The sequence below is a fragment of the Kibdelosporangium aridum genome, assembly GCF_900176515.1.
GTDB lineage: Bacteria > Actinomycetota > Actinomycetes > Mycobacteriales > Pseudonocardiaceae > Kibdelosporangium > Kibdelosporangium aridum.
The window spans coordinates 403,423-423,612 of record NZ_FWXV01000006.1; the positions used below are offsets into that span (position 1 = coordinate 403,423).

Annotated in this window: 19 protein-coding genes; 10 read left to right on the forward strand and 9 right to left on the reverse strand. The window is 66.1% G+C overall.

The genetic code is table 11. The features are described 5' to 3' along the window. Positions 1 to 33: 33 nt before the first annotated feature. Complete coding sequence (locus B9C43_RS32330) at positions 34 to 909, reverse strand: serine/threonine dehydratase (RefSeq protein WP_084430618.1); 876 nt, start codon at positions 907 to 909, stop codon at positions 34 to 36. Positions 910 to 1,227: 318 nt separating this feature from the next. Between B9C43_RS32330 and B9C43_RS32335 the strand changes: the two genes are divergently transcribed. Together B9C43_RS32335 and B9C43_RS32340 are read left to right on the forward strand one after the other, a co-directional pair. Then, entirely contained in the window at positions 1,228 to 2,265 is a 1,038-nt protein-coding gene (locus tag B9C43_RS32335; protein WP_084430803.1) for a methionine synthase, read from the forward strand. Positions 2,266 to 2,281: 16 nt separating this feature from the next. After that, positions 2,282 to 3,415 carry a glycosyl hydrolase gene (locus B9C43_RS32340; protein ID WP_160096840.1) on the forward strand — a complete coding sequence of 378 codons (1,134 nt, stop codon included), beginning with the start codon at positions 2,282 to 2,284 and terminating at the stop codon, positions 3,413 to 3,415. Here the strand turns inward: B9C43_RS32340 and B9C43_RS32345 are convergent. After that, positions 3,412 to 3,807 carry a hypothetical protein gene (locus B9C43_RS32345; RefSeq protein WP_033380418.1) on the reverse strand — a complete coding sequence of 132 codons (396 nt, stop codon included), beginning with the start codon at positions 3,805 to 3,807 and terminating at the stop codon, positions 3,412 to 3,414. The genes B9C43_RS32340 and B9C43_RS32345 overlap by 4 nt on opposite strands. Before the next feature lie 125 nt (positions 3,808 to 3,932). Here B9C43_RS32345 and B9C43_RS32350 point away from each other — a divergent pair, with 125 nt between their 5' ends. After that, complete coding sequence (locus B9C43_RS32350) at positions 3,933 to 5,705, forward strand: alpha/beta hydrolase (RefSeq protein WP_084430620.1); 1,773 nt, start codon at positions 3,933 to 3,935, stop codon at positions 5,703 to 5,705. Here the strand turns inward: B9C43_RS32350 and B9C43_RS32355 are convergent. Genes B9C43_RS32355 through B9C43_RS32370 form a run of 4 tightly spaced genes read right to left on the reverse strand, consistent with a single transcriptional unit; the run spans position 5,702 to position 9,402 of the window. Beyond that, entirely contained in the window at positions 5,702 to 6,019 is a 318-nt protein-coding gene (locus B9C43_RS32355; RefSeq protein ID WP_033380416.1) for a hypothetical protein, read from the reverse strand. The genes B9C43_RS32350 and B9C43_RS32355 overlap by 4 nt on opposite strands. Before the next feature lie 9 nt (positions 6,020 to 6,028). Beyond that, complete coding sequence (locus tag B9C43_RS32360; RefSeq protein ID WP_084430621.1) at positions 6,029 to 6,784, reverse strand: succinate dehydrogenase/fumarate reductase iron-sulfur subunit; 756 nt, start codon at positions 6,782 to 6,784, stop codon at positions 6,029 to 6,031. After that, the gene (locus tag B9C43_RS32365) at positions 6,781 to 8,697 is read right to left on the reverse strand and encodes a fumarate reductase/succinate dehydrogenase flavoprotein subunit (RefSeq protein ID WP_033380414.1); all 1,917 of its coding nucleotides are present in this window, start codon (positions 8,695 to 8,697) and stop codon (positions 6,781 to 6,783) included. The genes B9C43_RS32360 and B9C43_RS32365 overlap by 4 nt, the downstream gene beginning before the upstream one ends. A 3-nt stretch (positions 8,698 to 8,700) precedes the next feature. Further along, positions 8,701 to 9,402, reverse strand: a complete 702-nt coding sequence (locus B9C43_RS32370) for a succinate dehydrogenase cytochrome b subunit (RefSeq protein ID WP_033380413.1) — start codon at positions 9,400 to 9,402, stop codon at positions 8,701 to 8,703. Positions 9,403 to 9,473: 71 nt separating this feature from the next. Here B9C43_RS32370 and B9C43_RS32375 point away from each other — a divergent pair, with 71 nt between their 5' ends. Beyond that, positions 9,474 to 10,391 carry a LysR family transcriptional regulator gene (locus B9C43_RS32375; RefSeq protein WP_084430622.1) on the forward strand — a complete coding sequence of 306 codons (918 nt, stop codon included), beginning with the start codon at positions 9,474 to 9,476 and terminating at the stop codon, positions 10,389 to 10,391. Here the strand turns inward: B9C43_RS32375 and B9C43_RS32380 are convergent. From B9C43_RS32380 to B9C43_RS32390, 3 genes are read right to left on the reverse strand one after another with little or no spacing between them, the layout of a single operon-like run. Then, the gene (locus B9C43_RS32380; RefSeq protein WP_084430623.1) at positions 10,379 to 10,813 is read right to left on the reverse strand and encodes a hypothetical protein; all 435 of its coding nucleotides are present in this window, start codon (positions 10,811 to 10,813) and stop codon (positions 10,379 to 10,381) included. The genes B9C43_RS32375 and B9C43_RS32380 overlap by 13 nt on opposite strands. Positions 10,814 to 10,863: 50 nt before the next feature. Next, positions 10,864 to 12,204 carry a 6-phospho-beta-glucosidase gene (locus tag B9C43_RS32385; RefSeq protein ID WP_084430624.1) on the reverse strand — a complete coding sequence of 447 codons (1,341 nt, stop codon included), beginning with the start codon at positions 12,202 to 12,204 and terminating at the stop codon, positions 10,864 to 10,866. Next, a complete protein-coding gene (locus B9C43_RS32390; protein WP_033380409.1) occupies positions 12,201 to 12,953 on the reverse strand; it encodes a DeoR/GlpR family DNA-binding transcription regulator in 753 nt (250 codons plus the stop codon). Before B9C43_RS32390 ends, B9C43_RS32385 begins: the two co-directional genes overlap by 4 nt. A 91-nt stretch (positions 12,954 to 13,044) precedes the next feature. On the opposite strand from B9C43_RS32390, the gene B9C43_RS32395 reads away from it, so the two are divergent. The 6 genes from B9C43_RS32395 to B9C43_RS32420 all read left to right on the forward strand — a co-directional run bounded on the left by B9C43_RS32395 (position 13,045) and on the right by B9C43_RS32420 (position 19,894). Beyond that, the gene (locus tag B9C43_RS32395; protein ID WP_235038981.1) at positions 13,045 to 14,094 is read left to right on the forward strand and encodes a carbohydrate kinase family protein; all 1,050 of its coding nucleotides are present in this window, start codon (positions 13,045 to 13,047) and stop codon (positions 14,092 to 14,094) included. A 5-nt stretch (positions 14,095 to 14,099) separates the two neighbouring features. Beyond that, entirely contained in the window at positions 14,100 to 15,404 is a 1,305-nt protein-coding gene (locus tag B9C43_RS32400; protein WP_084430626.1) for an extracellular solute-binding protein, read from the forward strand. Beyond that, positions 15,391 to 16,251, forward strand: a complete 861-nt coding sequence (locus B9C43_RS32405; protein WP_235038982.1) for a carbohydrate ABC transporter permease — start codon at positions 15,391 to 15,393, stop codon at positions 16,249 to 16,251. The genes B9C43_RS32400 and B9C43_RS32405 overlap by 14 nt, the downstream gene beginning before the upstream one ends. Then, positions 16,248 to 17,054 (forward strand): carbohydrate ABC transporter permease, encoded by an 807-nt coding sequence (locus tag B9C43_RS32410; protein ID WP_084430627.1) that lies wholly within the window; start codon positions 16,248 to 16,250, stop codon positions 17,052 to 17,054. Before B9C43_RS32405 ends, B9C43_RS32410 begins: the two co-directional genes overlap by 4 nt. 11 nt (positions 17,055 to 17,065) lie before the next feature. After that, positions 17,066 to 19,513: a sugar-binding protein gene (locus B9C43_RS32415; RefSeq protein WP_084430628.1), complete on the forward strand. Its 2,448-nt coding sequence runs from the start codon at positions 17,066 to 17,068 to the stop codon at positions 19,511 to 19,513. A gap of 72 nt (positions 19,514 to 19,585) precedes the next feature. After that, positions 19,586 to 19,894, forward strand: coding sequence for a hypothetical protein (locus B9C43_RS32420; protein WP_143446751.1), 309 nt, complete (start codon positions 19,586 to 19,588; stop codon positions 19,892 to 19,894). Positions 19,895 to 20,190: the final 296 nt, after the last annotated feature.

Below are 20,190 nucleotides of genomic sequence, written 5' to 3' on the forward strand. Positions count from 1 at the left end.
AAGCGTCACCGCAGGTACGTCATGGGACGTACGTCAGGCCGGTGACCAGTCTGTATTCGCCCCACAGAGGATCAAACAGGCCAATTCGCCCGGCACCTCGCCTGCCAGCCAGGCGGCCAGCGTCGCGGCCGCGGCCGGTTCGACGGCCAGCCGGAACATCTCCCAGAGCAGGTCGCGGGCTTCGATGATCTTGTCGTCGTTGACGAGCACCGACACCGGCTGCGCCGCCTGCAGGATTTCGAACGGAAGCTGTCCGGCCCTGGTCGCACCCAACGCCGACGAGGCGACCGAGTCCACACGCGAGTCGACCGGCGTACCCGCGGCCAGTGCCTCGTGCAGGCAGCAGCAATTGGCCGGTTCGACCGTCACGAGCTTGCGGCCGTCCGCACTCAACGCCGTTCCCGCGGCGAGCCCGCCACCGCCGACGGCGACCACGATCGTGTCCACATCAGACGCGTCCGCGACGATCTCGGCGCCCACCGTTCCCTGCCCGGCGATCACGTCGGGGTGGTCGTAGGCGGGGAGGTACATTCCCGGCTGTTCCTGGGCCAGTTTTGCTGCCTCGGCGTAGTTTTCGCCTGCCCTGACCAGTTCCGCGCCCGCCTGGACGATCCGCCGGGCCTTGCTCTCCGGCACCGATTCCGGCGCGTACACCGTCGCCGGGATGTCCAGCACCGACGCCGCTTCGGCGACGGCCATGCCGTGGTTGCCGCCGGACGCGGTCACCACCCGGTCCGGTTTTCCGCCTGCCAGCAAGGCATTCAACGCACCACGGAACTTGAACGATCCGGTGCGCTGCAGGTGTTCGAGCTTCAACACGAGCGGCTTGCCGTCGATCTCGGTCCGCAGCAAAGGGGTTCTGCGGGCGTACGGTTCGATCCGGGCTGCCGCGAGCTCAACGTCCGTCACCTGGTCATCCTACGTCCAGGACGGGGTGGCACAGATCACGACCGCTGGCTGGACCATCGAGCCAGGGGGTGCTCCTCGCGGAACTGAACAGTGGTTAGGTAGAGGGTGTGGCGCGGGGGGCGCGGGCGCGACACGCCCCCCGCACCACGTCTCAGGGGCTCCAATATTTCTTACTTGTCGAAGCCGCTCGTGTGCGCGTTGTCGCGACGAGTGAGATGACGGTATGTGGCCTAGACCATCTCGTCAATGGGTCTAGACCTCCATGCTGCATAGCGGTGCGATGAAATCGAGTGGGACCCGATCCGCCACACTGTCGGCGTGACGAACACGCCCTGGTCACCAGGAACCGCCACCGGTGTCGGCTCGATGCCGGGCACCGATCCGCTCGAGGCCGCAAACGTTGTCGTCGGCGAATTGCCGGATTTGCCGTTCCTTTCCGAGCTGCCCGGCCGCGGGCTGGGCGCGGACATCATCGGCCGGACCGCGGCCCTGCTGGTCGACCTGCCGATCGAGGTCGTGCCGTCCGGATATCGGACGGCCGCGCGGCCCGGTCATGAGCACCGCCATGCCGTCGACTTGCTCAGGCGGGACATCGACGCCCTTGAGGAGGCCGTTGAACGCGCAGGCGTCCGGCCGCCCGTGATCAAGGTCCAGGCGGCCGGACCGTGGACACTCACGGCCGGAATCGAGCTCGCCCGAGGCCACCGGGTGCTGACCGATCATGGCGCGCTTCGTGAGTTCGCCGACTCGCTCGGCGAAGGCCTCGCGCTGCACGCCGCCGAAGTCAGCCGTCGCCTGGAGACCCCGGTGGTCGTTCAGCTCGACGAACCGAGCCTGCCGACCGTCCTGGCGGGAGCGTTGCCGACGGCGTCGGGCTACGGCACGGTCCCCGCAGTCGCCGAGCCGGACGCACGGGACGTCCTCGCCGGCGTCGTCAAGGCCGTCGGCGAGGCCACGAACCAGCCGGTGATCGTGCATTGCTGCGCACCACGGCCGCCGGTCGGACTGTTCCGTGCCGCGGGCGCGGATGCGCTGGCCATCGACGCCACGCTGCTCGAAGGCATCCCGGCATCCTTGTCCGACCAGCTGGGCGAGGCCTGGGACGCGGGCGTGACCCTGCTTCTCGGCCTGGTGCCCGGCACCACGCCGTCCCGGCCGCCGACCCTCGCGCAGGCTGCCAAGCCCGCGCTGGAGCTCGTCGACCGGCTCGGTTTCCCCCGTTCACTGCTCGCCGAACGGGCTATCCCCACTCCGACATGTGGCCTGGCGGGTGCCGATGCCACGTGGGCGCGCCGGGCGCTCGGCCTGGTCCGAGATGTCGGTAGGGCATTCGTCGAACCACCGGAAAGCTGGTGAGTGGTTTCATACACGCATGTCCCGGGTCGACCGACGAACTCTGTTGCTCGCGGCTGGCGCAGCCCTGGCAGGGGGATGCACGGCCCAGCCTGCGCCGCCGCCAGCCAAGCCCACGCTGGCGCCGACCGTCACGAGCACGGGCACCGGCCGCAGGGTCAACCGGCCAGGAGACCCGAAGGCCAAGCCGGACGCACACAAGATCCTGGCGTGGATGAACACGCTGCCCCAGCGTGACAGCAAACGTGTGGTCGCCGGGCAGCAGCTCAGCGCCGACGCCCGCGCCGACTACGAGAAGCTCTTCCGCGGGATGACCCGTAAGTTCGGCAAGACGCCCGCGTTGATCGGCGCGAGCTTCGACGGCTACTGGAAGCGCGAGACCATCCCCGTGCTGATCAACCACTGGCGGGCAGGCGGCCTGGTCACCATGGAGTTGCACCGGCCGAACCCGTTCCTGCCCAAAGTCGACCCGGAGTCCTACCGCGGTGACCTGTGGGCGCCCAAGGGCGATTTGAGCTCGCTGCTGGCTGACGCCAAACCCAGCCCGGCACGCAGCCGCTGGCGCAAGGACGTCGAACTGCTCGGCGACATCATCCAGGAACTGGACGAGGCGGGCGTGACGCTGATCCTGCGGCCGTTCCACGAGGCCAACGGGATCTGGTTCTGGTGGGGCCAGGACTACAAGACCGGCAAGAGCGATTCGATCAAGCTGTACCGCGACTTGTACACCTATCTCACCGAGACCCGGGATCTGCACAACATCCTGTGGGCGTTCTCGCCCGCGAGACCGTGGGACGGGCCACGGATGAGGTATTACCCGGGCGACGACATCGTCGACATCATGGGGCCGACGAGCTACCTGAACACGGTCAGCTTCGCGGTGGAAGGCCAGGCCGAGGACATCTCCGACATGCTCGCGCCGGAACGCCCGATGGCACTGCTGGAAGTGGGTTCCGGCGAGCCGTTCGACGGCAGCTGGAAATCGACCGAGATCATCGACAAGATCCGCACCCGTTATCCGCAAATGACGATGTTCAACTGCTGGCACGGCTGGGTCGATGCGAAAGTCGCGCTGATCGAGGTCAGTGAAACCGACAAATTGATGAACGACCCGTGGGTCATGTCGCTGGAGAACATCGACTGGCGCGGTTAGAGGGGGCGCAGCCAGGCGCAGGGAAGCGTCATGGTCTCGCCGGTCGGCCTGCTGACGATCTGGCCGGTCACCGCGTCCTTCAGCACACCCTCGACGACGTAGTCGACATCCGTTGGCAGGCCTAGACGTTCCGCGGCTTCCGGCGGCAAAGGCGTGCTGACACGGGAAGTTTCCGCAACGCGGACTCCGGTGACCGCGGGCTCCCCGCTGAGCACTTGGCCGGTTGCTGTCACGGTCAGGTCGAATTCGTGTGTCGCCTCTAGGGTCCAGGAGAGCATCAGCAGGTCGGCCTCGGCTTTGCTGGGATCACCCGTGATGAACCGGGCAGGGTTGTCCCGTTGGGTGATGCGTACCCGATAGGTCTGGCCGACCTCGACGTCGTGCGGACGCATGACAACAGGATGCCCTATCCGGTCGCGCTCGTACCCCGTGCGACTACTCACACGTCCTGGCCAAGGAAGGTTTCTGCAGCGCGAACCTCGCATAACGGACACGGCTGTGTGACTATGGAGGGTTCATGGGGAAACGATGGATGACAGCCGCACTGGCCGGCGTCATCGGCTCGACGATGCTGGTCAGTCCCGCCGCCGCGAGCCTGCATCCGTGCGCCGCCGCGACAGAGTTCTGTGAAGGCACTGTGGAAGTCCCGTTGAACTGGGCGGATCCGCAGTCCGAAAAGATCACCATCCCGTTCACCTTCCGGCCGCACAGCGACCGTGGCAGGCCGTCCGCGGGTGTCATCGTCGGCTTGGCAGGCGGTCCCGCCGCGGGGATGAAGCAGCCCAAGGACATGGAGAAAACGGTCCAGCCATTGCTGACCACCTACGGCATGCTCGCCGTCCAACGCCGAGGTTTCGGTGTGGCAGGGGGACTGCACTGTGACGACGTGGACGTGTACGAACCCGGGACCATCACCGCGTGCGCCGAGCGGCTCGGCCCGAGAATCCAGTACTTCACGACCGACCAGCGTGTCGCTGACGTCAACGCGGTGCGTGCCGCGCTGGGTGTCCCGAAACTGGTCCTGTACGGCATCTCCTACGGCAGCCTCGACGGCCCGGCCTTCGCGGCCCGTTATCCGCAGCACGTCCAGGCCGCCATCTTCGACAGTCCGACGCTGTCCTTCGATCCGCGAACCGGTTACGCCTCAGGCTTTGTCAACCAGGAGGCCATGAACAGCATCACCGGCGCGCTCGACCACGCGTGCGCACAGTCGCGTGCTTGCCGTGAACTGCCAGGTGACGCTGGTTCCCGGATGGCGAAGGTGGCGCAGATGCTGCGCACGAACCCCGATCCGGCGATACCGATGCGGAAACTTCTGGGGACGGGGACTGTCTACGACCCGATGACGGCTCGCGAAGCCAATGCCGCGTTCGTCGCGTACGCCAACGGTGACCGCGCGCCCTTGCATCGGCTCGCGAGACTTGTCGACTATCTTGACGGCGACCCCAACGACCTGCTGCGAACTGCGGGTATGGGCTTCCTTTCCTTCCTCTGCAACGATATCGGCTGGCCGTACGCCAGGAACGCCACGCCCGCGCAGCGGGTGGCCCAGCTGGCCGCCTACTACGAACGGAATCCTGAATATCCCCTTACCTCAGCGGAAATCGACGGCGAGGCGGGTTTCGTGACGGAATGGTGCGCCTACTGGCCGACGCCTCGCGCCGCGCCGCCAGTCCCGCCGAACGCCAAGTTCCCGGACATCCCGGTCCTCACCATCGCCGGCACTTTCGACTGGGGCGCAGCCGAGAACGCGGAGACGTTGGCTGCCATGTTCCGTGACGGCCGCAGTCTGGTTGTGCCTTTCGCTGGCCACGCCACGTCGGTCAGCTTCGACACGACGTATGAAACCTGTGTCTCCACTGCGGTGCGGAACTTCATCATTGGCCAGCGCCGGCTGCCTTCGTGCAGCGGCGAGAACTTCGTTGCGCTCGGCCGTTTCCCGTTGACCAGCGAAGCCTTGTTGACGACGACGTTCCACACGGCCATGGACGCGCTGGCGTCCCGGATTCCCAACTCCTACACGGTGAACACCCGGCCCGAAATGCCCGGCCTGCGTGGCGGGAAGGTCACCTTCGACGGCCCGAAAGCGACTCTGCACGACGTCCGGTACACCACCGACACGGTCGTGTCCGGCGAGATCCGATTCACTGGGACACAAGCCGAAGCCGACTTGACCGCGAACGGAAAACGCGTCCAGCTGACGTGGAAACCATTCGAGGCCAAGGAGAACATGTGGGTCACCGGCGCAGTCGACGGCAAGCGGTTCGCCCGCTGGCTGCCGGTCACCTAGCCGCAGCAGAACGGATCGTCGCAGGGCTTGCCGACTTCACTGCCGTACGCCACGAGGTTCTCGACGGGTGCGAGGACCTCGTCGGCGTTGGTCAGCAATGGTGCCGACCGGTCGTGAGGACGGCCCCAGCTCGGCGGAGTGCCGTCGATGTCGAATCGGGGCACACCGTCCACGAACAGGGTCCACATCGCGTGGTCCGGGAAGCAGTTGAGGCGCAGCACCCACCAGTGGCCGTCGACATCGGCGGCGACGGGGAATCGGTCGTTGCCGGTCCGTTGCCACCGTGGTTCGGCCTGCAGCTCTGGAGGCGCCATATGGCCAGTTTAATGCTTCGCGGGTGACCGGGTGGCCGCCTTGAGCGCGTCCCGGTTCAGCCGCCCGATCGCCTCGAGCGGAATTCCCTTTGGACACACGACTGTGCACTCGCCGGAGTTGGTGCACCCGCCGAAGCCCAGGTCATCGTGGGTGTCGACCATGTCGAGCGCTCGGCTGTACCGCTCAGGCCGGCCTTGCGGCAGCAGCCCGAGATGTGTCGTCTTGGCGGCCGTGAACAGCATCGCGGAACCGTTGGGGCACGCGGCAACGCAAGCGCCACAACCGATGCACGCCGCGGCCTCGAACGCGTTGTCCGCGTCTTCCTTTGGCACCGGAACAGCGTGGGCGTCCGGTGCGCTGCCGGTGGGCGCGCTGATGTAGCCGCCTGACTCGATGATCCGGTCGAACGCCGAGCGGTCCACGACCAGGTCCTTGATCACCGGGAACGGCTTGGCGCGCCACGGTTCGATGACGATCGGCACGTTCGGGTCGAAGCTGCGCATGTGCAGCTGGCAGGTGGTGGTCAGCTTGTTCGGGCCGTGCGCGTTTCCGTTGATCATCAGCCCGCACATGCCGCAGATGCCCTCGCGGCAGTCGTGGTCGAACGCGATCGGCTCCTCGCCTTGGCTGATCAGCCGCTCGTTGAGCACGTCGAGCATTTCGAGGAAGGACATGTCCGGCGTGATGTCGTCGACGACGTACATCACCAGCCTGCCCTTGTCGAACTGGTTGTCCTGGCGCCAGACGCGCAGGGTGAACCTCACTTGTAACTCCGTTGACTCGGTTTGACGTTGTCGAACCGCAGTTCCTCGCGGTGCAGGACGGGCTGCGGCCCGTACTCCCACGCGGCGACGTAGCTGAAGTTCTCGTCGTCGCGCCGGGCTTCGCCGTCTTCGGTCTGGCTTTCCGCACGGAAGTGACCGCCGCACGATTCCGTGCGGTGCAACGCATCGATGCACATCAGCTCGGCCAGTTCGAGGAAATCCGCGAGCCTGCCTGCCTTCTCCAGCGACTGGTTGAGCCCGTCGCCGGTGCCGAGCACGCGTACTCGCCGCCAGAATTCCTCGCGCAGCTGGGGGATCGCGTCGAGAGCCTTGCGCAGGCCCTCTTCGGAGCGTTCCATCCCGCAGTGGTCCCACATCAGCTGGCCCAGCTCACGGTGGATGTCGTCGGGCGACCGGTCGCCGTCCACCGACAGGATCCGGACGATCTGGTCGACGACGTCCTGCTCGACTTGTGCGATCGCCTCCGCGGAGACCGGCGGGAACGGGCCGTCCGCGAGGTAGTCGCCAATGGTGTTGGGCAGGATGAAGTACCCGTCGGCCAGGCCCTGCATCAGCGCTGACGCGCCGAGCCGGTTGGCGCCGTGGTCGGAGAAATTCGCCTCCCCGATGACGAACAGGCCGGGAATGGTGCTCTGCAGGTCGTAGTCCACCCAGAGGCCACCCATGGTGTAGTGCACGGCCGGGTAGATCCGCATCGGCACCTGGTACGGGTCCTCGCCGGTGATCTGCTCGTACATCTCGAACAAGTTGCCGTACTTGGCCGCGACCGCGTCCTTGCCGAGCCGTTCGATGGCGTCGGCGAAATCCAGGTACACACCGAGCCCGCCGGGGCCCACACCGTGTCCGGTGTCGCAGATGTTCTTGGCCGCACGGGAAGCGATGTCGCGCGGAACCAGGTTGCCGAAGCTCGGGTACATCCGCTCCAGGTAGTAGTCCCGCTCGTCCTCTCCGATCATGTGCGGTGGCCGGGAATCGCGGGGTGCTTTGGGAACCCAGACCCGGCCGTCATTGCGCAGCGACTCGCTCATCAACGTCAGCTTGGACTGGTGCGAACCGCTGACCGGAATGCACGTCGGGTGGATCTGGGTGTAGCACGGGTTCGCGAACAGCGCGCCTCGCTTGTGCGCACGCCAGATCGCGGTCGCGTTGCTGCCCTTCGCGTTGGTGGACAGGTAGAACGTGTTGCCGTAGCCGCCGGTCGCGAGCACGACCGCGTCCGCCAAGTGCGTCGAGATCTCACCCGTGACCAGGTCACGCGCCACGATTCCGCGTGCCCGGCCATCGTCGACGATCAGGTCGAGCATCTCGGTACGCGGGTGCATTGTCACCCGCCCGGCGTTGATTTGCCTTGAGAGCGCTTGATAAGCACCGAGCAGGAGTTGTTGCCCGGTCTGCCCGCGGGCGTAGAACGTGCGGGCCACCTGTGCTCCGCCGAAAGAACGTGTGTCCAGCAATCCGCCGTACTCACGGGCGAACGGAACGCCCTGCGCCACGCACTGGTCGATGATCTCGACGCTGACCTCGGCCAGCCGGTACACATTGGACTCGCGGGCGCGGAAGTCACCGCCTTTGATCGTGTCGTAGAACAGCCGGAAGACGCTGTCGCCGTCGTTGCGGTAGTTCTTCGCCGCGTTGATCCCGCCCTGGGCCGCGATGCTGTGCGCCCGGCGTGGACTGTCCTGGTAGCAGAAGGACACCACGTTGTAGCCCAGTTCGGCCAGTGTCGCGGCGGCCGACCCGCCCGCGAGGCCGGTGCCGACCACGATCACGGTCAGCTTGCGTTTGTTCGCCGGGTTGACCAGCCGGGCGGAGAACCGCCTTTGCTCCCAACGCTTGTCCAGCGGACCGCCGGGGATCTTGTGATCGGCGATCGGTGCCCCTTCGGTGTACATCGGCTATCCCACCAATCCGGTGATAACGGCGAACGGCACGGACAGGAACCCAACGGTGAGCACGAAGGCGAACCCGAAGGAGAAGGTCTGGATGGCTTTCTGCCGCGCCGCGCTGGACGCCCCCAGGCTCTGTAGCGCGCTCCACAACCCGTGCCGGATGTGGAAACCCAGTGCGATCACCGCGGCCGCGTAGAACAGAACCACGTACCAGCGCTGGAAGGAGGCGACGACGTTGTCGTACACCGCCAGATGAACGCCGTTCGGGTTCAGCACGCCCGCGGTCAGATCCAGGATGTGGTACACGATGAACAGCGCCAGAATCACGCCGCCCCAACGCATTGTGCGAGCCGCGTAACTGCCTTGCACCTTCGTGCGGTGTTTGTAGCCGGCCGGGCGCGCCTTCTGCGCGCGCCGAGCCAGCTGGATGGCAGCCGTCATGTGCAGCACCACGGCGGCGACGAGACCGACCCGGGCCACCCAGACGAAGCCTTCGTAGCCCAGCAGGCCGTCGAGCAGTTCACGCAGCCAGACCGCGTATCCGTCGATGTTGTCCCGGCCAAGGAAGATCTTGAGGTTCGAGGCCATGTGCACGGTGACGTACAGCAGCATGGCCAGGCCCGTCACGCCCATCACGGCTTTCTTGCCGATGGTCGACGACCAGATCCGCCCCGGAGTGCTGCGCCGGGCCGCCTCGAGCACTGTCACAGCACTCAGTAAGCACCTTCGCCGATGAGTCGTCCAATATATCGAAACGCTCAATTTGATAGTCTCGAACTATGGAAAGGGTTGACCGGCTCACCTTGCAGCAGCTCAGGTACTTCCTGGCGGTCGCGGACACCAAGCACTTCACCAGGGCCGCCGAGCAGGCCGGTGTGGCGCAACCCTCACTGTCCAAGCAGGTGCAGAGCCTCGAATCGGAGCTCGGAACGCCCCTGTTCAGCCGGGTACGCGGCAACGTCACGCTGACCCCGGCAGGAGAGGCGCTGCTGCCGATCGCCCGTCGCATCCTCGCCGACGTGGACACCGCCCGCCACGAGGTCGCCGAACTCGTCGGCCTGCGTCGCGGGCGCTTGCGTGTCGGCGCCACACCCAGCCTGTGCGCAAGCGTTTTCGCTGACGTCCTCGCCCGGTTCCACGCGGCCTACCCGGGCATCCGCTTGCTCGTAGAGGAAGGCGGCTCACGGGATCTGTCGCGTTCGCTGCTGCGGGGCGACCTGGACCTCGCGTTGATCATCGTTCCGCCCGAGGGACCCGATCCGGCCTTGACGACTCGGGTGGTGTTGCGGGAGGACCTGATGGTGGCGTCCGCGGCGAGCCTGCCCCCGCTGGTGAACCGGCCGACGATCCGCCTGATCGATCTACGTGACCGTCCGATGGTCATGTTCCGTCAGGGTTATGACTTGCGCGAGACCACGCTTCAGGCTTGCCGTGGCGTGGGGTATGAGCCACGCCTGGCCGTCGAGGGCGGTGAAATGGACGCGGTGTTGCGCTTTGTTGAGGCGGAATTGGGCGTCGCCATCGTGCCGAGCATGGTTCTCGCCAACCGTCCAGGGTTGCGTGGCATTCCCATTGCCCCGCCTGGCTTGAGTCGCACGGTTGCGTTGGCTCATCGCACGGACGTGCCGCCGACCAACGCGGCTCGTGCGTTCAGCGAGGTGCTGATGGAACACGTCGCAACTCTTCAGCCCGCGTAGACCGTGGTGTTGGTGGTGATGAACTGGGCCGTTCCGGTTTTGACCATGAGCGCGTCCGGGACGGGGCCGCCTGGGGTCGGCTGCATCGCGGGGGACTGCACGGTGAACGTGGCCTGGAAGGTCTGACCTTTGATCAGGATCTTCGGGCCGTTCTGCGACTGGATCGTCAGGTTCGACGGGGCCAGCGTGAGCGTCAGCATGCCGGTTCCCGGCGTCACGAAAGGCGGTGCTGTGTAAGGCAACGGGCCTCGCAGCGACTGCGGCAGCTCGTCGCCCTGCAGGCAGACGAACTGGCCGTTGACCTGGACGTCCGTGCTCGAACCCTTGAGCGGTACGGGAGCTTGGATGGCCGGCACGATCACCGGGGGCGGGATGGTGATCTGGACCATGTCCCCCGTTTTGATGACGAAGTCGCTCGGCACCTCAGCAGGCTCTCACGAGATTCCCGCAGATCCATGCACCTTTGGGCGGCTCAAGGTGCTCGGAACGCGCTGAGCTCGGGAAACGCCGCCACGTAGCCGTCGAGCGTGGCCGCGGCGGCGGCCACGGAGTCGACGAGCGGGTGCGTGGCCATCGCGAACAGCGCGTCCGCCCGGTTCTGCGACTTCGCGGCCTGGATCGCGGCCTGTTCGCAGCCCTTCACCTGCAGCATCAGGCCGAGGCTGTGCGGGTCGACGGGACCGGTCGCGATCGGCCGTGGCCCGTTGCCGTCCACGAAACACGGCACCTCGACCACCGAATTGCCCAGTCCCGCAACGACTCCGCGGTTGCGTACGTTGAGGATCAGCTGGTCGGGCCGATTGCGCGTGATCGAGTTCATCAGCCGCAGCGCCACCTGCTCGTACCCGCCGCCGTCCATGTCGCACGCGGCACGGTCGGTCATCCCGGCGACCGCCCGGCCTTCGGCGAGGTACGTGCTCTCCCGCTCGGATCGTGTCTCCAGCCAGGCCTGCAGTGCGGCCTGCGGGTTCTCGCCGATCCGCTCGTAGAACGACTTCTGCTGGTCCTTCAGGAATTCGCCGCGGGTGGTCTCCTGGGCGCGCATCTGCTCCAGCGTCTCCCGCGCGAAATAGTAATAGTGCAGGTACTCGTTCGGCACCGAGCGCAACGTCCGCAACCATTGCGCGCCAAAGAGTTTGCCCTCTTCGAACGAGGTCAACGCGGTCTCGTCGCCGAACAGGCCGGGCAGCACGTCATGGCCGTTCACCATCACCCTGCGCAGCCAGCCGAGGTGGTTCAGGCCGACGTAGTCGAACGTCGCGTCCGATTCGGACACTGCAAGGGCGGCAGCCACCCTGCGGCACAAGCCCACCGGCGAGTCGCAGATGCCGATCACGCGGTCGCCGAGCACGGAGGACATCGCCTCGGTGACGATCCCGGCCGGGTTGGTGAAGTTGATGACCCACGCGTCCGGTGCGCGCCGCTCCACTTGCCTGGCGATGTCCATGGCTACCGGGACGGTCCGCAGTGCGTAACAGATTCCGCCTGGGCCAACGGTTTCCTGGCCCATCAGGCCGTGCTTCAGCGGTATCCGCTCGTCCAGGCTGCGGCCGCCGAGGCCGCCGACCCGGATCGCCGAGAACACCATGTCCGCGCCGGACAACGCGTCGTCGAGCGATGTCGTCATCCGGATCTTCGGCCGCCACGCGGCGCCCTGCGCCTGCTGGTCCAGCACCGCGCCGATCGCGGTCAACCGCGGTACCAGCACGTCCTGCAGCACGATCTCGTCGACCAGCCGGTCCGGATCGGCCAGCAGACTATGGTGCACGAGCGGCACCCGGAACCCGCCACCGCCAAGGATCACCAGCTTCATGCCTTGAGCACCTCAACCCCCACCTCTCGCATGGCCCGCACGCCCGGACCGGTCGCGTCCGCGTTGGTCACCAGCACGTCGATCTCCTCGGGGCCGCAGATCCTGGCGAGCCCGCCACCAGGGAACTTGCCGCGATCGGCGAGCAGGACGACCTGATCGGCGGCGGCCACCATGGCCCGCTTCAACGGAACCTCGACCACGGTGTCGTCCATCACCGACCCGTCGTCACGAACCCCAGCCGCACCAAGGAAAACCCGGTCCGCGCGGACTTGCCGTAACGCGTCTTCGGTCAAAAACCCGACCATGGAACGGTAATTGCGCCGCACGACCCCGCCGAGCAGGATCAGCTCGACCGCGTTGTCGTCGGCAAGCTCTTCGTACACCGCGAGGTTGCTTGTCAGCACGGTGATTTCGCGGCCACGCAGGTGCGCTGCCAGCCTGTGCGTGGTCGTCCCGATGTCCAGCAGGACTGATTCCCTGTCCTGCACAAGCGTCGCGGCCGTTTTGGCCACCGCGTCCTTGTCGCCGCAGTCCTCGCTGGCCACGCGGTCGAACGGGCGCTCGTGCGACGGCGCGAGCACCGCGCCACCGTGCACCCTGGTCAGCACCCCTTCGCGCTCGAGCCAGATCAGATCACGGCGGATAGTCGCCGGGCTGGTGGCCAGTTGTTCGCACAGCGCGGTCACCGACGCTGACCCATCCTGAGTCAGACAGCGCAGGATCTCGGCGTGACGGCGCTGGGGGAGCACAAGTGAACAATATCAGTCAGATTACGTCAGACAACTTGTCAATTCTTTGCAGATGGGTGCAGACTCGCGGGATCGCGAAAGGAGGCGCACGGTGTCGACCGATCCAGCGGCTGGGGGCCCTGAGCTGGACATTCTTCTGTCGGGGACGGTGTTCCTCGACATCATCTTCACCGGCCTCGATCACCTGCCGCAGCCGGGCACGGAGGTCTGGGCGACCGGGCTGGGGTCCAGTCCGGGCGGAATTGCCAACCTGGCCGTCGCGCTGAGCAGGCTGCAGTTGCGGACCGGGCTCGCCGCGGCGTTCGGCGAGGACGCGTACGGCGACTTCTGCTGGGACGTGCTGGCAGACCAGGAAGGCGTGGATCTCACTCACTCCAGGCGGTTCTACGGCTGGCACTCACCGTTGACCGTGTCCATGGCGATCGACAGGGACCGCAGCATGGTCACGCACGGCCACGCGGCGCCGATCAGCGCCGACGAGCTGCTCGATCCGCCGCCCGCGACCAAGGCGTGTTTCGTGCACGTCGATCTGCACGCCGACCAGTGGGTGAAGAAGGCGAAAGAACAAGGTGCGCTGCTGTTCGCCGACGTGGGGTGGGACCCGACGGAGCGTTGGGAACCGTCCATGCTGAGGCAACTGCTGAACGGGTATGACGTGTTCTTGCCCAACAGTGTCGAGGCGATCAGCTACACCAGGTCGGACGACGTCAAGGCGGCGGCGAAGTCGTTGGCGGAGATCGTTCCCGTTGTCGTGGTCACCAGAGGCGGCAACGGTGCGTACGCCATCGATTCGAGCACGGGCGAAGAAGCCGAGGTCAAGGGCCTGAACGTGGCTGCGCTCGACCCGACTGGCGCCGGTGACGTGTTCGGTGCGGGGTTCGTGGTCGGCACGCTGGCCGGTTGGTCCTTGGCCGACCGGGTGCATTTCGCAAACCTGTGCGCGGCTTTGTCCGTGCAACATTTCGGCGGCTCGCAGTCCGCGCCGGGCTGGGGTGACATCGCGGCGTGGTGGCGGCTGGTTGGCCGCCGGGACGAACGCGAGCTGCGTGGCTACACGTTCCTCAACGACCTGCTGCCCAGCCATGGTGACACCAAGGTCCGTCGAGCGAGCGCGACCATCGGATTGCGAGGAATATCTTGAGGCTGATGGCTCTCGCGGCCGTCGCGGTGGTTCTTGCCGCGTGCGCGCCAGGATCGGAGAACAAGCCGGCTCAACAACCTGCTGGGGAAGTGAAGACCGACGTCGCCGCGATGGGCGACGTGACACTGACCATCTGGGACCAGGAAACCCGTCCCGCGCAGGAAGCGCAGATCAAGGAACTGAACGCGCGGTTCCAGGCCAAGTACCCGAACATCAAGCTCAACCGGGCGGCACGGTCGTTCGACGATCTGCGCAGCACGATCAAGCTGGGGCTGACCGCCAACGACGCGCCGGACGTCGCCCAGGTCAACAACGGCAAGCAGGACTTGGGCGCGTTCGTCAAGGCCGGTCTGCTGCGCCCAGTGGACGCCTATGCCACTGCTTACAAGTGGACGGAACGTTTCCCGGAGTCCGTCCGCAAGCTCGCGAGCTATCCGGACAGCGGCGATGTACTCGGCCAGGGCAAGCTCTACGGCGTTCCGCAGACCGGTGAACTGGTCGGGATCTGGTACAACAAGGCCAAACTGACCGAGCTCGGCCTGCAACCGCCGAAGACGTGGGAGGAGTTCGACGCGGCGCTGGCGAAAGCCAAGTCCGCGGGCCAGGTCGCGCTGCAGATCGGGAACTTGGAGAAGAGCTCGGGCCCGTACCTGCTCGCGCTGGCCATGCACCGGTTCAGCAACCCCGCGGACGAAGCCAAAATGGCCACTGGCACGGCGGACGCGAACTGGCTGACCGAGCCCAACCGCCAAGCCGCGCGGCAGGTCGCCGACTGGGTCGACAAGGGGTATCTGACAACGGGTTTCGCCGGTCTCAAAGGTGATGACGCGACCGCGAAGTTCGCTTCGGGCGAGGGCGTTTTCCATGTCAACGGCACGTGGAGCCTGGCGACGTTGAAGGACGCGATGAAGGACAACGTCGGCTTCGTGCTGCCGCCTGGTGGCACGGTGACCGGCGGAACCGGGTTGCCGTGGGCGATCAGTTCGAAGTCTCGCAACCCGGACGCGGCCGCCGCGTACATCGACTTCATCACCACCCAGGACGCGATGAAGGTGGTCGCTTCCAGCGGGAACTTGCCGGTCCTCGACGCCGCCCAGCAACCAGGATCGGGTCCCGAACGGGACGTGCTGGACAAGTGGCAGGAAGCGTCGACCTCGCAGAAGATGGTGCCGTACTTGGACTATGCGACGCCGAACGCGTACGAAGTGGTCGGCGGCGCGGTCGAGCAGTTGATGGCCAAGCAACTGGACGTGGAGGCGTTCCTCGGCAAGCTCCAGGCTGACCTGGAGTCGAGCCGTGGCGGTCGGTGAACCGAGGCGGGTGGGGTATCTGTATGCCCTGCCCGCCCTGCTCGTCTACGCGGCCTTCCTGCTCTTTCCGTTGCTGCACAGCGGATGGCTGTCCCTGTTCGACTGGGACGGACTGTCTTTGGGGACATGGGCAGGGTTGTCGAACTACGCGGACATGTTCTCCGAAGAAGGCGCCGGCGCGGCCTTCGGGCACGTGGCCGTCCTGATCCTGTTCTTCTCGGTGCTGCCTGTCTGCATAGGACTCGTACTGGCGACGGCACTCCATAGGGTGCGTATACGTGGGTTGCCGTTCTTCAGGACCGTACTGTTCCTACCGCAGGTCATAGCTATGGTCGTGGTGGCTGTGGCCTGGCAAAGAATCTTCGCGCCGGACGGCGCATTGAATTTTCTCCTTGGTACACAAGGGAAAGCCTGGCTCGGCGACTCCGCGACGGCCCTGCTCGCGGTCGGAATTGTCGGTACGTGGGTGCAGACTGGCCTCGCGATGGTTTTGTTCCTCGGTGGGATCGGGAAGGTCTCCGCCGACCTGTTCGACGCCGCCCGGCTGGACGGCGCCGGACCGGCGGGGGAGTTCCGCTCGGTGATCCTTCCGGCGTTGCGAGGGGAGATCGGGGTGGCACTGACGCTGACCGTGATCGCCGCGCTGCGCACGTTCGACTTGGTCTACATGATGACCCCGTTGGGCGGGCCGGGCGGCTCGACGACCGTGCCCGCGTACGAGATCTACCAACGCGCCTTCCACACCGGCCAGGTCGGCTCAGCCGCCGCGATCGGTGTGGTCATCACGGTTCTGGCGTTCCTGGTGACGTACGTGATCACGCGGGTCGCGGGGAGGGAGCGAGCATGACCGTCTCCCGGTTCGAACGCGTCGGCACCTATCTCGTCCTCGGTGTCTTCACCATCTTCGCTCTCTATCCCATGCTGTCCATCCTCTTCACCGCGTTGCGGTCCGAAGTGGTCGGACAAGGCGGGATCCACTGGGAGAACTTCGCGAAGGCCTTCGACGAGGCCCGGTTCGGCAGCTACCTGTTCTCCAGCCTCCTGGTCAGCGTTTCGGTCGTCGCTCTGACGGTCGTGCTTTCGATCCTGGCCGCGTATGCCTTCGGCACCATGCACTTCCGTGGCCGCGACGCCCTGTTCTACCTGATGTTGCTTGGCCTCACCGTGCCGAGTGAGGCCGTGGTCGTCCCGCTCTACTACGACCTGCGCGACCTTGGGCTGACAGATACCTATGCCTCCCTGATCCTTCCGCAGGTTGCCCAGTCCGTCGCGTTCGGGGCGTTCTGGATGCGGACGTATTTCCGGTCGACCTCGCGCGGCATTGTCGAGGCCGCAAGGCTCGACGGCGCCGGGCATTGGCAGACACTCTGGCGGGTGTTGGTCCCGATGGGGCGGCCCGCGTTGGTCACGTTGATCGTGCTGGTGTTCATGTGGACGTGGAACGAGTTCCTGCTCGCCCGGGTCATGATCACCAGTGAGGCGTTACGCACGGCCCCGTTGGGCCTGCAGTTCTTCTCGGGCCGGTCCGATACCAGTGTGCCGCTGCTCGCGGCCGCTTCGGTGCTGGTCGCACTGCCGGTGGTGGTGCTTTATCTGTTCCTGCAAAGACATTTCATCCGCGGCATGGTGGATGGCGCGGTCAAAGGCTAGGAGAGGAAACAGTGCGCTGGGTTGCCCTGCTACCCCTTGTTCTTCTCGCCGGTGCGACAGCGGTTCCCGCTCAAGCGGTCGAACGGGATCGTGCGGAGCTGGACGTGCTCTTCGTCGGCGCGCACCCGGACGACGAAGCGGGCTCGCTCGCTGCGCTCGGCCAGTTCAAAGTCCGGTCCGGCGTGGTCACGGTGACGCGTGGCGAAGGCGGCGGGAACGCCGTAGGCACCGAGGAAGGCCCGGAGCTCGGCCGGCTGCGTGAGGCCGAGGAGAGACGTGCGGTCGGCAAAGCCGGGATCACCGACGTCTTCAACCTGGACAAAGCCGACTTCTACTACACCGTCAGCTCGCCGCTGACCCAGCAGGCATGGGGCCATGAGGACTCGCTCGGCAAGCTGGTCCGGGTGATCCGGCAGACCAAGCCGAAGGTCGTGATCACGATGGACCCGGCGCCCTCGCCGGGCAACCACGGCAACCACCAGTACGCGGCGCGGCTGGCGATCGAGGCATTCGACAAGGCGGCTGATCCGAAGGCGTTCCGTGAACAGGGTTTGCGCCCATGGTCGGTGTCCAGGTTGTTCACCAGTGGCCTGAAAGGCGAGCGGACCCGCGGCCCGAACTGCGTCAGCGCCTTCACCCCGACCGAGCCGACCGACCGGGTCTGGGGCGTGTGGGCGGGCGCGTCGGCGTATGGCGGGCAGACGTGGGCGCAGGTCGAGCGAGCCGCGCAACGTGAGTACGCCAGTCAAGGCTGGGCCGGTTTTCCCGACGTGCCAACCGATCCCGCGCAGATCGGGTGTGACTATTTCACCCAGATCGCGAGTCGGGTGCCGTATCGCGTCGACAACCGCGGCCCGCTTGGCATCCTCGAAGGCGCGATCGTCCCAGGCGAACTGCCGTTGGGGACGAAGCTGTCGGCGAAGCCCTCGAAGTACGCCGTGACAGCGGGATCCCAGGTGAAGATCGATGTGACGTCGTCCGTGCGCGGCCCCGTCACATTGACCCCACCTTCTGGATGGACTGTTCGAGGTGACACCGTCACGGTTCCCGCCGATGCCAAGCCCGGCAAGGCGCGGATCGGTGTCCGTGTCGCCAGTGGCGGGAAGTCCGGATCCACCGAGGCATTAGTCGAGGTCGTGCCTGCGCTGACGGCCACGCAGCAGCCGCTGCCGCAGGTCGCGCAGTACCAGCAGTGGGCACAGGAGGTCGGGCACCTTGAGCTGGCCAACTTGGTCGCGCCGGTGTTGGCCCTGCCGTCCGGTGGCAGCCGGGATATCGACATCACGATTCGCAACCAGAGTGACGTCGCGCGGGAGGGCGCCGTCTCGTTGACGATGCCTGCGGGGTTCGAGGCGAGTCCCGAGCAGCGCTTCCCGAGCCTGGCGCCCGGTGCGACCGCGGTCGTGAAGTTCTCGGTCCGCAACACCGATCCAGCACTGCCGACTGGAATGCGTGGCGGCGACTACCGGTATGCGATCAACATTTCGGGCACCACCGCGCACGCCGCGTTGGAACTCGTACCCGCGACCACGATTCAGCAGGCGGGTGTTTCGCCTGTGGTGGACGGGGTTTCCGGGACAGGAGAGTATCCAGGGCCGGAATTGGACATCTCGTCGCGCTGGGAAGGCGATGACTGTACGTCGGTCAACGACTGCTCGGCGACCGCCCGACTGTCCTGGCGGGACGACACATTGTTCGCCTTGGTCACAGTCACTGACGATGTACTCGGTACCCGGCTGGCCACGGCGGACTGCAAACGGCATTGGCGCACCGACTCGGTCGAGCTGACCATCGACCCGCGTGGCCGTTCGGAGAACACCTCGACCACCTACAAGCTCGCCGTTCTGCCTGCCACCGCGGAAGGACCGCCGTGCGCGTTGCGGGACGCGGACAACAAACAGGGTGGTGCGCCCGGTGTGCGGGTCGCGTCGAAGATCACGGAAACGGGATATGTCGTCGAGGTCGCTGTCCCTCTTTCGGAGGTACCCGGCGCGGTCGATCCGGCTTCCACCGGCCTGAACGTCCTTGTGTACGACTCGGACACGCAGGACCGAACTGGGCAAACGCGAATCGGATGGTCCACTTGGGGCGGCGTGCAAGGGGATCCGTACCGCTGGGGACGTGCCAAGCTGGACGGTTACACACCGCCACCGGACCGGCCGATCGATCCGCCCGCGCCGGTACTTCCGTTGGAGGCATTGGCCTCTGTGGATTCCCCTCAATCGCTCGAGCAGTCCATTCGGCTCGGTCTCGCGCCCGGCGCGGCACCGGCCGCCAGACCGATCCATATCCGCCACGGATTCCTGCTGACCAGCGAAAAGGGGACGGCCTATGTGTTCGCCAACGGGCAACGGCATGTGCTGCAAGTGGCTCCAGGACTGACAAAACTGCCGCATGGCCAACTTTTGTTGGGGTTCGTCACGACGAGAGGAGCGACCGCCGCGGCTGAATCACGCTAAGGGCGGTACTTTTCCGCGCCGTCCTACGTCACCGTAGGAGTTTCGGTCCCCTACTTTCCGAGAGGGTGCTGGATGACCGCTTTATCCGGCCAGCGGATGCACTACTGCGGCAAATGTGTGTCCGGCGAGCACGATCTCGGGATCGACAACTGGGAGACGAAATTCTGCCGGTTGCAGCGCGAACTGTGCCAATGCGACTGCGACTGCCCCTACTATCGCGTCCTGATCGAGGAACCCCGCTGCCATCGGCGCCGAACCCCGCGCCGATGGCACGCCGGAACCCGCCACTCCCGCAACTGGGCCCGCCGCCACCTGCACGAAACCATCGGCCCACCCATCCTCAGCCCCGAGGAATACATCGACGGCCCCCGATCCACATAGGACCCCACCCCACCCAAGCCACCCCACGCCCAAGCCGCCCCACTCGCGCACCCGAGCCCGCGCTCCGCCACAGCGAAACCCCCTTCCGGCGCCGCGACATACACGTTCCGGCATGGCGACATGCGCGGTCCGGCACGGTGACATACACGTTCCGGCACGGTGAGGTCTCCGTTCCGGCACAGCGAGATCTCTGTTCCGGCAACCGTGACATGCGCGTTCCGGCACTGCGAAGTCCTCCTTCCGACACGGTGAGATACCCCTTCCGACACAGCGACTTCGCCGTTGCCGCACCGTGA

Coding starts and splice junctions, on each gene's coding strand:
- B9C43_RS32365 (WP_033380414.1), bottom strand. CDS start 8,697: ATGTACACCGAAGGGGCACCGATCGCCGATCACAAGATCCCCGGCGGT.
- B9C43_RS32355 (WP_033380416.1), bottom strand. CDS start 6,019: ATGGCGCCTCCAGAGCTGCAGGCCGAACCACGGTGGCAACGGACCGGC.
- B9C43_RS32345 (WP_033380418.1), bottom strand. CDS start 3,807: ATGCGTCCGCACGACGTCGAGGTCGGCCAGACCTATCGGGTACGCATC.
- B9C43_RS32340 (WP_160096840.1), top strand. CDS start 2,282: ATGTCCCGGGTCGACCGACGAACTCTGTTGCTCGCGGCTGGCGCAGCC.
- B9C43_RS32420 (WP_143446751.1), top strand. CDS start 19,586: ATGACCGCTTTATCCGGCCAGCGGATGCACTACTGCGGCAAATGTGTG.
- B9C43_RS32350 (WP_084430620.1), top strand. CDS start 3,933: ATGGGGAAACGATGGATGACAGCCGCACTGGCCGGCGTCATCGGCTCG.
- B9C43_RS32385 (WP_084430624.1), bottom strand. CDS start 12,204: ATGAAGCTGGTGATCCTTGGCGGTGGCGGGTTCCGGGTGCCGCTCGTG.
- B9C43_RS32400 (WP_084430626.1), top strand. CDS start 14,100: ATGGCTCTCGCGGCCGTCGCGGTGGTTCTTGCCGCGTGCGCGCCAGGA.
- B9C43_RS32410 (WP_084430627.1), top strand. CDS start 16,248: ATGACCGTCTCCCGGTTCGAACGCGTCGGCACCTATCTCGTCCTCGGT.
- B9C43_RS32375 (WP_084430622.1), top strand. CDS start 9,474: ATGGAAAGGGTTGACCGGCTCACCTTGCAGCAGCTCAGGTACTTCCTG.